We start from the raw sequence: 12761 nt of genomic DNA, 5'->3' as shown, positions 1-12761 counted from the left end.
TGAAGCACAGACCCGGTAAATTCCTGCAAAGTGCTTTTGTGCGAAAGGCTGTTTTGACGCGGACGTTTGGGCTATGCTATGCGGATCTGAATTACCACATCCATTGGCTACATTTGTAGCTGTATTAAAAACAGGACCACTGGCTGCCATGCAAGAGCAATACCGCCCGGAAGAGATAGAATCAAAAGTCCAGCAACACTGGGACGAGAAGCGCACCTTTGAAGTAACCGAAGACGAGAGCAAAGAGAAGTATTACTGCCTGTCGATGCTTCCCTATCCTTCTGGTCGACTACACATGGGCCACGTGCGTAACTACACTATTGGTGATGTGATCGCCCGTTACCAGCGTATGCTGGGCAAAAACGTGCTGCAGCCTATCGGCTGGGATGCGTTCGGCCTGCCGGCAGAAGGTGCAGCAGTAAAAAACAATACGGCACCGGCACCATGGACGTACGACAACATCGCGTACATGAAAAACCAGCTCAAAATGCTGGGCTTCGGCTATGACTGGAGCCGCGAGCTGGCGACTTGCACCCCGGAATATTACCGCTGGGAGCAGAAATTCTTCACTGAGCTGTACAAAAAAGGCCTGGTATACAAGAAGACGTCTGCGGTTAACTGGTGCCCGAATGACCAGACCGTTCTGGCAAACGAGCAGGTTATCGACGGTTGCTGCTGGCGCTGTGACACCAAAGTTGAGCGTAAAGAGATCCCGCAGTGGTTTATCAAAATCACCGCTTACGCTGACGAGCTGCTGAACGATCTGGATAAACTGGATCACTGGCCTGACACCGTTAAGACCATGCAGCGCAACTGGATCGGCCGTTCTGAAGGTGTGGAAATTACCTTCAACGTTGATAACTACGACCAAACGCTGACCGTCTACACCACCCGTCCGGACACCTTCATGGGAGCGACCTATCTGGCCGTGGCCGCAGGTCACCCGCTGGCGCAGAAAGCGGCAGAGAACAATCCGGAACTGGCAACTTTCATCGACGAATGCCGCAACACCAAAGTGGCTGAAGCCGACATGGCGACGATGGAGAAAAAAGGCGTTGATACCGGCTTTAAAGCGATTCACCCGCTGACGGGTGAAGCTATTCCTGTCTGGGCGGCGAACTTTGTGCTGATGGAATACGGCACCGGTGCGGTGATGGCCGTTCCGGGACACGATCAGCGCGACTACGAGTTTGCCACCAAATATGGCCTGACCATTAAGCCGGTGATCCTGGCCGCAGACGGTTCTGAACCCGACCTGTCTGAGCAGGCATTGACCGAAAAAGGCACCCTGTTCAACTCCGGCGAATTTAGCGGACTGAGCTTCGAAGAGGGCTTCAATGCCATCGCTGACAAGCTGGCCTCGCTGGGCGTAGGTGAGCGTAAAGTCAACTTCCGTCTGCGCGACTGGGGCGTTTCCCGTCAGCGTTACTGGGGCGCGCCAATTCCAATGGTGACCCTTGAAGACGGCACCGTGATGCCGACGCCAGAAGATCAACTGCCGGTGATCCTGCCGGAAGATGTGGTCATGGACGGCATCACCAGCCCGATCAAAGCCGATCCTGAGTGGGCGAAAACCACCGTTAACGGCCAGCCTGCGCTGCGTGAAACCGACACCTTTGACACCTTTATGGAGTCTTCCTGGTATTACGCACGCTACACCTGTCCTCAGTATCAGGAAGGCATGCTGGATTCTGACGCGGCCAACTACTGGCTGCCGGTAGACATCTACATCGGTGGCATCGAACACGCCATCATGCACCTGCTCTACTTCCGCTTCTTCCATAAGCTGATGCGCGATGCTGGCATGGTGAATTCTGACGAACCAGCCAAACAGCTGCTGTGTCAGGGCATGGTGCTGGCTGATGCCTTCTACTACGTTGGCGCGAACGGCGAGCGTAACTGGGTGTCTCCGGTGGACGCGATCGTAGAGCGCGACGAGAAAGGCCGTATCGTGAAGGCGACAGACGCTGAAGGTCATGAGCTGGTTTATACCGGCATGAGCAAGATGTCCAAGTCGAAAAACAACGGTATCGACCCGCAGGTGATGGTTGAGCGTTACGGTGCAGATACCGTGCGTCTGTTCATGATGTTTGCCTCTCCGGCTGACATGACGCTGGAGTGGCAGGAATCCGGTGTTGAAGGCGCGAACCGCTTCCTGAAACGCGTCTGGAAACTGGTTTACGAACATACCGCACAGGGTGATGCTCCGGCGCTGAACGCTGCTGCCCTGACGGAAGATCAGCAGGCGCTGCGTCGTGATGTTCATAAAACAATTGCAAAAGTCACCGATGATATTGGTCGTCGTCAGACCTTCAACACCGCAATTGCGGCTATTATGGAACTGATGAACAAGCTGGCGAAAGCCCCGCAGGATGGCGAGCAGGATCGTGCCTTAATGCGTGAAGCGCTGCTGGCCGTCGTTCGCATGCTGAACCCGTTCACACCACACGTCAGCTTTACTCTGTGGCAGGAACTGAAAGGCGAAGGCGATATCGACAACGCGCCGTGGCCGGTTGCGGACGAAGCAGCAATGGTGGAAAACACCACGCTGGTGGTAGTCCAGGTCAACGGCAAAGTGCGCGGTAAAATTACCGTGGCGGTCGACGCAACCGAAGAACAGGTTCGCGAGCGTGCAGGCCAGGAACCTCTGGTCGCGAAATATCTTGAGGGCGTTACCGTACGTAAAGTGATCTACGTACCCGGTAAACTGCTCAATCTGGTCGTTGGCTAAGCGCGGGAGGAAACGTGCGACAACTGGCAACAATACTCTTATCACTGGCGGTGCTTGTCACCGCTGGCTGTGGCTGGCACCTGCGCAATACCACGGCAGTGCCTGCTGAGATGAAAACGATGATTTTCGACTCATCAGATCCGAATGGCCCATTCAGCCGGGCAGTTCGTAACCAGCTGCGCCTGAACGGTGTCGAACTCATTGAGAAAGACACGCTGCGCCAGGATGTACCGTCTCTCCGCGTTCTGGGGACGACCCTGAGCAAAGATACAGCGTCTATCTTCCAGGATGGCCGTACCGCAGAGTATCAGATGGTAATGACTGTTAACGCAGCCGTGCTGATCCCGGGTAAAGACATCTATCCGATCAGCACAAAAGTGTACCGTTCGTTCTTTGATAACCCGCAAACGGCGCTGGCGAAAGATGCCGAACAGCAGATTATCATCAACGAAATGTACGACAAGGCAGCGGAACAGCTGATCCGTAAACTGCCAGGTATTGCCGCGTCGACAAAAGAAGGCTCTGACATTATTGAAAAACCGGATGCCAGTACGCCCCCGGTTTCTACCTCTATGGGTAACTGATGATCAGGCTGTATCCTGAACAACTCCGCGCGCAGCTCAATGAAGGGCTGCGCGCGGCGTATCTGCTGCTTGGAAACGATCCCTTACTGCTGCAGGAAAGCCTGGATGCCGTGCGATATACTGCAGGTGCTCAGGGCTTTGATGAACACCATACCGTCCAGGTGGATAACAATACCGACTGGGACGCCCTCTTCTCACTCTGTCAGGCGATGAGCCTTTTCGCGTCGCGTCAGACAATTCAGATCCTGCTGCCAGAAAACGGCCCTAACGCGGCCATCAATGAGCAGCTTGCCACTTTGGTGAGCCTGCTACACAGCGATCTGCTGTTAATTGTCCGCGGCAATAAGCTCACCAAAGCGCAGGAAAATGCCGCGTGGTTCACTCAACTGGCGACCCACTCGGTGCTGGTTACCTGTCAGACACCTGAGCAGGCGCATCTGCCAAAATGGGTGGCCGCAAGAGCAAAGCAGAACAATCTTCAGCTGGATGATGCGGCAAATCAACTGCTCTGCTACTGCTATGAGGGTAACCTCCTGGCGCTGGCACAGGCGCTGGACAGACTCTCCCTGCTCTGGCCGGATGGCAAACTGACACTCCCCCGCGTCGAGCAGGCCGTTAATGACGCCGCGCACTTCACACCGTTCCACTGGGTGGATGCATTGCTGGCCGCGAAAAGTAAACGCGCCCTGCATATCCTTCAGCAGCTGCGCCTGGAAGGCAGCGAGCCCGTTATTCTGCTGCGTACGCTGCAGCGTGAACTGTTGCTGCTGATTACGCTCAAGCGACAGTCTGCCCATACGCCGCTGCGCGCGCTGTTTGATAAACACCGGGTATGGCAAAATCGCCGTGCAATGACCACCGAGGCCATCAACCGCCTGAGCCATGAACAGCTTCGTCAGGCTGTGCAGCTTCTGATGCGCGCTGAGCTCACCTTAAAACAAGATTACGGCCAGTCGGTCTGGGCGGAGCTGGAAAGCCTTTCCCTGCTGCTCTGCCACAAGGCGCTGGCTGACGTATTTATTGATGGATAGTATGCACTCTTTACAGGCCCTGTATGGCGGCACCTTTGACCCGGTACACTACGGGCATCTTAAGCCGGTGGAAATTCTGGCGAATTTGATCGGCCTGCAGCGCGTCACCATTATGCCCAATAACGTTCCGCCGCACCGCCCTCAGCCTGAGGCAACCAGCGAGCAGCGAAAAGAGATGCTAACGCTTGCCATTGCGGATAAACCGCTTTTCAGGCTTGATGAACGGGAATTGCGTCGCGACACCCCCTCGTGGACGTCGCAAACGCTGCAGGAGTGGCGAGCTGAGCAAGGGCCTGACCAGCCGCTGGCGTTTATCATTGGTCAGGATTCTCTGCTCAACTTTCCTGGGTGGCACAAGTATGAAACCATTCTGGAGAACAGCCACCTGCTCGTTTGCCGCCGCCCAGGCTATCCGCTGACCATGCGTGAAGAGCAGTATCAGCAGTGGCTTGAAGACCATCTTACCGATAACGTAGAGGATCTTCACAACCAGCCCGCCGGGAAGATTTATCTGGCGGAAACCCCGTGGTTCGATATCTCCGCCACCCTTATTCGTGAGCGTTTACAACACGGTTTAACGTGTGACGATCTGCTGCCTGCCCCGGTGCTGGCGTATATTCATACGCACGGGTTGTATCAGAAAAGCGCAGATGTTTAGTCAGGCGTCATAAAAAGCGGCTTATTGATTCTCCTGCCTTGACAGGTTAAGCCATACTGTTATCCTCCGCTGCCAGACTTTCCCGCCAGTCATTGCTTTACAGAAATTGTTTTACAAAAATGGCGATGCAATCTCTGGCGGAGGGTGGGATGATACCCGCCTTCAAAATCCCGGCCGGTGACATTTGTCCCGACAAGGGCGCCAGTTCAGGTATACTGTCTGGCTACAAATTCATAGTTGCACCATCTTATTCACCCAGGGGGAAAACTTGCAGGGTAAAGCACTCCAGGATTTTGTTATCGACAAAATTGATGACCTGAAAGGTCAGGACATCATCGCTATCGACGTTAAGGGTAAATCCAGTATCACCGACTGCATGATTATCTGCACCGGGACGTCTACGCGTCATGTTGTTTCGATTGCCGACCATGTGGTTCAGGCATCGCGTGCAGCAGGACTGTTACCGCTTGGCGTTGAAGGTGAAGCGACCGCTGACTGGGTGGTGGTTGACCTCGGCGATGTGATTGTCCATGTCATGCAGGAAGAGAGCCGTCGCCTGTATGAGCTGGAAAAACTCTGGGGTTAATGCGTGAAGTTGCAGCTGGTCGCCGTCGGCACCAAAATGCCGGACTGGGTACAAACCGGTTTTACTGAATATCTGCGTCGTTTTCCAAAAGACATGCCGTTCGAACTGGTGGAGATCCCTGCCGGGAAGCGCGGTAAGAACGCGGATATTAAACGTATTCTCGATAAAGAGGGCGAACTGATGCTGGCTGCCGCTGGCAAGAACCGCATCGTCACCCTCGATATTCCGGGTAAACCCTGGGATACGCCGCAGCTGGCGCACGAACTGGAGCGCTGGAAGCAGGATGGCCGTGACGTTAGTCTGCTGATTGGCGGACCTGAAGGGTTGTCCCCTGCCTGCAAAGCGGCAGCAGAACAAAGTTGGTCTCTCTCCGCGCTGACGCTGCCCCACCCGCTCGTTCGGGTCCTGGTGGCAGAAAGTCTGTATCGCGCGTGGAGCATTACTACCAACCACCCCTATCACCGCGAGTAATGACTGACCAGGGTAGATTAAGCAGCGGATGAAACTACAGAATTCTTTTCGCGACTATACGGCTGAGTCCGCGCTGTTTGTGCGCAGGGCACTGGTCGCCTTTACGGGGATTTTGCTGCTTACCGGCGTGCTGATCGCCAACCTTTATAATCTGCAAATCGTCCGCTTTACCGATTACCAGACGCGTTCAAACGAAAACCGCATCAAGCTGGTGCCTATCGCGCCTAGCCGCGGCATTATCTACGACCGTAACGGCACCCCTCTGGCGCTAAACCGCACCATCTATCAAATCGAGATGATGCCGGAAAAGGTCGATAATGTTCAGGACACGCTGGAGGCGCTAAGAAGCGTTGTCGATCTCAACGATGACGATATCGCAGCCTTCAAAAAAGAGCGCGCCCGTTCCCACCGCTTTACCTCCATTCCGGTGAAAACCAATCTGACGGAAGTTCAGGTGGCCCGTTTTGCGGTGAACCAGTACCGCTTCCCCGGCGTGGAAGTGAAGGGTTACAAACGTCGCTACTATCCTTACGGCTCCGCGCTGACGCACGTCATTGGCTACGTTTCCAAGATTAACGACAAAGACGTTGACCGCCTTGATAAAGACGGCAAGCTGGCGAACTATGCCGCGACGCACGATATCGGCAAGCTCGGGATCGAACGCTACTACGAAGATGTCCTGCATGGACAGACCGGCTATGAAGAGGTTGAGGTTAACAACCGTGGCCGCGTCATTCGACAGCTGAAAGAAGTTCCGCCTCAGGCGGGGCATGACGTCTATCTGACGCTCGACCTCAAACTGCAGCAGTATATTGAAACCCTGCTGGCGGGCAGTCGCGCCGCCGTCGTGGTCACCGATCCGCGTACCGGGGGAATTCTGGCTATGGTGTCCATGCCTAGCTATGACCCGAATCTCTTTGTTGACGGCATCTCCAGTAAAGACTATTCCGGCCTGCTGAATGATCCCAATACGCCGCTGGTAAACCGCGCCACGCAAGGCGTTTACCCGCCGGCATCTACGGTGAAACCGTATGTGGCGGTCTCGGCGCTGAGTGCGGGTGTCATCAACCGTAATACCAGCCTGTTTGACCCGGGCTGGTGGCAGCTACCCGGGTCTGAAAAACGCTATCGCGACTGGAAAAAATGGGGCCACGGCCATCTGAACGTGACCAAATCTCTGGAAGAGTCAGCGGATACCTTCTTCTATCAGGTCGCCTATGACATGGGGATTGACCGCCTGTCAGAATGGATGAGCAAGTTCGGCTACGGGCACTACACCGGCGTCGACCTTTCAGAGGAGCGATCCGGCAACATGCCGACGCGCGAGTGGAAGCTGAAGCGCTTTAAGAAGCCGTGGTATCAGGGTGATACCATTCCGGTGGGTATCGGCCAGGGCTACTGGACCGCAACGCCGATTCAGATGAACAAAGCGATGATGATCCTCATTAACGATGGCGTGGTCAAAGTCCCGCATCTGCTGCAAAGCACCGTTGAAGACGGCAAAAAGGTGCCGTGGGTACAGCCCCATGAAGCGCCCGTGGGTGACATTCATTCCGGCTTCTGGGAAATCGCGAAAGACGGTATGTACGGCGTAGCAAACCGTCCGAACGGTACCGCGCACAAATATTTCGCCGGAACGCCGTATAAAGTGGCTGCAAAATCCGGTACGGCGCAGGTCTTTGGCCTGAAAGCCAACGAAACCTACAACGCACACCGCATTGCTGAACGTCTGCGTGACCATAAGCTCATGACGGCATTTGCCCCTTACGATAACCCGCAGGTGGCGGTGGCGATGATTCTGGAAAACGGCGGCGCTGGCCCTGCGGTAGGGACCATCATGCGCCAAATCCTCGACCACATTATGCTGGGTGATAACAACACCGAACTGCCGGCTGAAAACCCGGCCGCCGCTGCGGCGGAGGACCAATAATCATGACGGATAATCCAAACAAAAAATCGTTGTGGGATAAAATCCACATCGACCCAGCCATGCTGCTGATCCTGCTGGCTCTGCTGGTTTACAGCGCCCTGGTTATCTGGAGCGCCAGTGGTCAGGACATCGGTATGATGGAACGCAAAATCGGCCAGATCGCGATGGGTCTGGTCATCATGGTGGTGATGGCGCAGATCCCACCGCGCGTCTATGAAGGCTGGGCGCCCTATCTCTATATCTTCTGTATTATTTTGCTGGTGGCAGTAGACGCGTTCGGCGCCATCTCAAAAGGGGCTCAGCGCTGGCTGGATCTGGGCGTTGTTCGTTTCCAGCCCTCGGAGATTGCCAAAATTGCCGTCCCCCTGATGGTGGCGCGCTTTATCAACCGTGATGTCTGTCCGCCCTCGCTGAAAAACACCGCGATCGCGCTGGTGCTGATCTTCCTGCCGACGCTGCTGGTTGCTGCGCAGCCTGACCTCGGCACCTCGATCCTTATCGCGCTCTCCGGTCTGTTTGTCCTTTTCCTGTCGGGCTTAAGCTGGCGTCTGATTGGTATCGCTGTGGTGCTGATTGCGGCGTTTATCCCTATCCTCTGGTTCTTCCTGATGCATGATTACCAGCGCCAGCGCGTTATGATGCTTCTCGACCCGGAAACTGACCCGCTCGGTGCGGGCTATCATATTATTCAGTCCAAGATTGCGATTGGCTCCGGCGGCCTGCGCGGTAAAGGCTGGCTGCACGGTACCCAGTCGCAGCTGGAATTTTTACCGGAACGTCACACCGACTTTATCTTTGCGGTACTGGCTGAAGAGCTGGGGCTGGTTGGTATCCTGATTTTGCTCGCGCTCTACGTGCTGCTGATCATGCGAGGATTGTGGATTGCCGCCCGGGCGCAAACCACCTTCGGCCGCGTCATGGCAGGCGGATTGATGCTGATTTTATTCGTTTATGTCTTCGTAAATATTGGTATGGTGAGTGGTATTCTGCCGGTAGTAGGCGTACCGCTGCCGCTGGTCAGTTACGGAGGCTCGGCACTGATCGTGTTGATGGCCGGGTTTGGGATCGTGATGTCGATCCATACCCACAGAAAAATGTTGTCAAAAAGCGTTTAAAAATAAGGGGATCGGAATGCGTAAGCAGTGGCTGGGGATCTGCATCGCGGCAAGTTTACTTGCGGCCTGCACAAGTGATGATGGTCAGCAACAGGCAACCGTCGCGCCGCCGCAGCCTGCGGTGTGTAATGGTCCGATCGTTGAAATCAGTGGGGCCGATCCCGTTTATGAACCGCTGAATGCCAGCGCGAATCAGGATTACGAGCGCGACGGCAAAAGCTACAAAATCGTGCAGGACCCTTCCCGCTTCAGCCAGGCGGGCTTTGCTGCCATTTATGATGCAGAACCGGGCAGTAACCTCACGGCATCCGGTGAAACATTTGACCCCATGCAGCTCACTGCCGCGCACCCAACGCTGCCGATTCCAAGCTACGCGCGTATCACCAACCTGGCTAATGGTCGCATGATCGTCGTGCGTATTAATGACCGTGGTCCATATGGTAATGACCGGGTGATTTCTCTGTCCCGCGCGTCTGCCGATCGCCTGAACACGTCGAACAACACCAAAGTTCGCATTGACCCGATTATCGTGGCGCAGGATGGCTCGATGTCCGGGCCGGGTACCGCCTGTACGACGGTGGCGAAGCAGACCTATGCTCTGCCAGACCGCCCAAATCTTGACGGCGGAATGGGTAGCGTCTCTTCTCCGGCTGAGCCTTCTCAGCCGGCGGGAGAAATACGTCCAATCAGCAATGATACGCTGCAAAGCGATGATTCCACTGGCGCCCCGGTAAAAAGTAGCGGCTTTTTAGGCGCACCGACGACCTTAGCGACGGGCGTGCTGGAAGGCAGTGAGCCGACGCCAGCCCCGGTTGCGGCTCCGGTGACGCAGCCAGCGCCGGTAACAGCGCCAGCGACCACGCAAAGCGCGGCAGCCGCTGCGCCAGCAGCAGCCAGCGGCGGCTTTGTCGTTCAGGTGGGGGCAGTGAGCGATCAGGCCCGAGCCCAGCAGTATCAACAGCGTCTAAGCCAGCAGTTTGGCGTACCTGGACGCGTTGAGCAGAACGGCGCGGTCTGGCGTATTCAGATGGGGCCTTTTGCCAGTAAATCGCAGGCAGCGTCTCTGCAACAGCGTTTGCAGAGCGAAGCACAACTGCAGTCCTTCGTCACTGTTGCAAAATAATTAATCGGCGGTATCCGAAATGTCAGTTTGTGTAAAACGCATTCACAAACTCATGCTTAAAGTCGGATGCCTGCCTGAATAGCATTTGCTATAGTAAGGCACTTTTTTTAATTCCATCACGGATGTCGTAGTTCTGACCATGAAGACCACTTTTTCTGCTCGTTTTGTGCAGCGCATGGCGCTGACCACGGCCCTTTGCGCAGCAGCACTCTCTGCTGCTCATGCCGATGACCTGAATATCAAGACCATGATCCCTGGCGTTCCGCAAATCGACGCGGAATCCTACATCCTGATCGATTACAACTCTGGCAAAGTTCTGGCAGAACAGAACGCCGATGCCCGCCGTGACCCGGCCAGCCTGACCAAAATGATGACCAGCTATGTTATCGGCCAGGCCATGAAAGCCGGTAAATTCAAAGAAACGGATCTGGTCACCATTGGTAACGATGCGTGGGCAACCGGGAACCCTGTGTTCAAAGGTTCTTCTCTGATGTTCCTGAAGCCCGGTATGCAGGTTCCAGTTTCCCAGTTAATCCGGGGTATTAACCTGCAGTCAGGTAACGATGCCTGCGTAGCAATGGCTGATTTCGCCGCCGGTAGCCAGGATGCCTTCGTCGGTCTGATGAACAGCTACGTCACCGCGCTGGGTCTGAAAAACAGCCATTTCCAGACCGTACACGGCCTGGATGCAGACGGTCAGTACAGCTCCGCACGTGATATGGCACTGATTGGTCAAGCCCTGATCCGCGACGTACCGAACGAATACTCCATCTATAAAGAGAAAGAGTTTACCTTCAACGGTATTCGTCAGACCAACCGTAACGGCCTGCTGTGGGATAACAGCCTGAACGTTGACGGTATCAAAACAGGTCATACCGATAAAGCCGGTTACAACCTGGTGGCCTCTGCCACTGAAGGCCAGATGCGTCTGATCTCTGCCGTGATGGGCGGTCGTACCTTTAAAGGTCGTGAAACCGAAAGCAAGAAACTGCTGACCTGGGGCTTCCGTTTCTTCGAAACCGTGAATCCGCTGAAAGCAGGCAAAGAGTTCGCGTCTGAGCCAGTGTGGTTCGGCGACAACGACCGTGCTTCCCTCGGCGTGGATAAAGATCTGTACCTGACCATTCCACGCGGTCGTATGAAGGATCTGAAGGCCAGCTACGTCCTGAACAGCACCGAACTGCATGCCCCGCTGCAGAAAAATCAGGTCGTGGGTACCATCAACTTCCAGCTGGATGGCAAGACTATCGATCAGCGTCCGCTGGTTGTTCTGCAGGAAATTCCTGAAGGCAATTTCTTCGGCAAAATCATTGATTACATTAAATTGATGTTCCATCACTGGTTTGGCTAAAAATCGAACACTTGAAAGTGTGATTTTGATCCCCATATACTAAGTATCCTGATAACTCCCACCTGACGTGGGAGTTATTCTTTTTGACGTTACGCCGGAGCTGACATGAAAACCAAACTTAACGAACTGCTTGAATTCCCTACCCCATTTACCTACAAAGTAATGGGTCTGGCGAAACCTGAGCTGGTTGATCAGGTGGTTGAAGTGGTACAGCGCCATGCGCCCGGTGATTACTCTCCGTCAGTAAAACCAAGCAGCAAGGGCAACTACCACTCGGTTTCTATTACTATCACCGCGACCCATATCGAACAGGTTGAGACGCTCTACGAAGAACTCGGCAATATCGAAATTGTGCGTATGGTGCTGTAGTCCCTTTGCGGTTACCCGGCTTACCGGGTAACCCCTCTCCCCCGCTGTGATATACTCCCCCTCATCATTGGTTCCTCGTCTTCGGAGACGCTGTTTTGTATCAGGATAAAATTCTGGTCCGTCATCTCGGGCTGCAACCTTATGAGCCTGTCTCCCAGGCTATGCATGACTTCACCGATTCACGCGATGACACGACCCCTGATGAAATTTGGCTGGTTGAACACCTGCCGGTATTTACCCAGGGTCAGGCCGGTAAAGCGGAACATTTATTAATGACGGGCGATATCCCGGTGATCCAGAGCGATCGGGGTGGACAAGTGACTTATCACGGCCCGGGCCAGCAGGTGATGTACGTCCTGCTTAATCTGAAGCGCAGAAAGCTTGGCGTGCGTGAGCTGGTGACGTTGCTGGAACAAACCGTCGTCAACACGCTGGCGGAATATGGTATTGACGCGCATCCGCGGGCTGATGCACCAGGCGTCTACGTTGGCGAAATGAAGATCTGCTCGCTGGGGCTACGTATTCGAAAAGGCTGTTCCTTCCATGGTCTGGCGTTGAATATTAATATGGATCTGACGCCTTTCCAGCGCATAAATCCCTGCGGCTACGCCGGTATGGAAATGACGCAGATGCGCCAGTGGGTAGATACCGCCACGCCAGATAATATACGCCCTGTTCTTCTGAAGAATGTGTTAGCGCTACTTAACAATCCACCGCATGAATATATCCCTGCTTAATATATCATACAGGGGAGCCCGTTAATTTGACGGGCAACTATTTATTTACCGCTTTTACGCTTTACAATAATCCGC

At 54.6% G+C, this 12761-nt stretch carries 12 protein-coding genes; all 12 read left to right on the top strand.

Going from position 1 to position 12761, the window contains the following annotated elements:
• Positions 1-148 precede the first annotated feature (148 nt).
• The 12 genes from leuS to lipB all read left to right on the top strand — a co-directional run bounded on the left by leuS (position 149) and on the right by lipB (position 12686).
• Positions 149-2731, top strand: coding sequence for a leucine--tRNA ligase (gene leuS / locus AAER43_RS06125; RefSeq protein ID WP_047027572.1), 2583 nt, complete (start codon positions 149-151; stop codon positions 2729-2731).
• A 14-nt stretch (positions 2732-2745) separates the two neighbouring features.
• Positions 2746-3315 (top strand): LPS assembly lipoprotein LptE, encoded by a 570-nt coding sequence (lptE, locus tag AAER43_RS06120; protein WP_014882997.1) that lies wholly within the window; start codon positions 2746-2748, stop codon positions 3313-3315.
• Positions 3315-4346 (top strand): DNA polymerase III subunit delta, encoded by a 1032-nt coding sequence (gene holA / locus AAER43_RS06115; RefSeq protein WP_050862824.1) that lies wholly within the window; start codon positions 3315-3317, stop codon positions 4344-4346. The genes lptE and holA overlap by 1 nt, the downstream gene beginning before the upstream one ends.
• On the top strand, positions 4339-5004 hold the full coding sequence (gene nadD / locus AAER43_RS06110; RefSeq protein WP_032645220.1) for a nicotinate-nucleotide adenylyltransferase: 666 nt from the start codon (positions 4339-4341) through the stop codon (positions 5002-5004). Before holA ends, nadD begins: the two co-directional genes overlap by 8 nt.
• Positions 5005-5272: 268 nt before the next feature.
• Positions 5273-5590: a ribosome silencing factor gene (gene rsfS, locus AAER43_RS06105; protein ID WP_050862825.1), complete on the top strand. Its 318-nt coding sequence runs from the start codon at positions 5273-5275 to the stop codon at positions 5588-5590.
• 3 nt (positions 5591-5593) lie between these two features.
• Positions 5594-6061 (top strand): 23S rRNA (pseudouridine(1915)-N(3))-methyltransferase RlmH, encoded by a 468-nt coding sequence (gene rlmH / locus AAER43_RS06100; RefSeq protein WP_003858701.1) that lies wholly within the window; start codon positions 5594-5596, stop codon positions 6059-6061.
• A gap of 28 nt (positions 6062-6089) precedes the next feature.
• On the top strand, positions 6090-7991 hold the full coding sequence (gene mrdA / locus AAER43_RS06095; RefSeq protein WP_014882994.1) for a peptidoglycan DD-transpeptidase MrdA: 1902 nt from the start codon (positions 6090-6092) through the stop codon (positions 7989-7991).
• 2 nt (positions 7992-7993) lie between these two features.
• Positions 7994-9106 carry a peptidoglycan glycosyltransferase MrdB gene (mrdB, locus tag AAER43_RS06090; RefSeq protein WP_014882993.1) on the top strand — a complete coding sequence of 371 codons (1113 nt, stop codon included), beginning with the start codon at positions 7994-7996 and terminating at the stop codon, positions 9104-9106.
• Between the two features lie 16 nt (positions 9107-9122).
• Entirely contained in the window at positions 9123-10229 is a 1107-nt protein-coding gene (gene rlpA, locus AAER43_RS06085) for an endolytic peptidoglycan transglycosylase RlpA (protein ID WP_023338164.1), read from the top strand.
• A 139-nt stretch (positions 10230-10368) separates the two neighbouring features.
• On the top strand, positions 10369-11580 hold the full coding sequence (dacA, locus tag AAER43_RS06080; protein WP_014882991.1) for a D-alanyl-D-alanine carboxypeptidase DacA: 1212 nt from the start codon (positions 10369-10371) through the stop codon (positions 11578-11580).
• A gap of 105 nt (positions 11581-11685) precedes the next feature.
• A complete protein-coding gene (ybeD, locus tag AAER43_RS06075) occupies positions 11686-11949 on the top strand; it encodes a DUF493 family protein YbeD (protein WP_003858718.1) in 264 nt (87 codons plus the stop codon).
• A 95-nt stretch (positions 11950-12044) separates the two neighbouring features.
• Positions 12045-12686 (top strand): lipoyl(octanoyl) transferase LipB, encoded by a 642-nt coding sequence (gene lipB, locus AAER43_RS06070; protein ID WP_014882990.1) that lies wholly within the window; start codon positions 12045-12047, stop codon positions 12684-12686.
• Positions 12687-12761: the final 75 nt, after the last annotated feature.

It is taken from the genome of Enterobacter sp. FUJ80071, assembly GCF_038739915.1.
GTDB lineage: Bacteria > Pseudomonadota > Gammaproteobacteria > Enterobacterales > Enterobacteriaceae > Enterobacter > Enterobacter kobei.
This window is presented reverse-complemented; position numbering and strand designations above follow the sequence as displayed.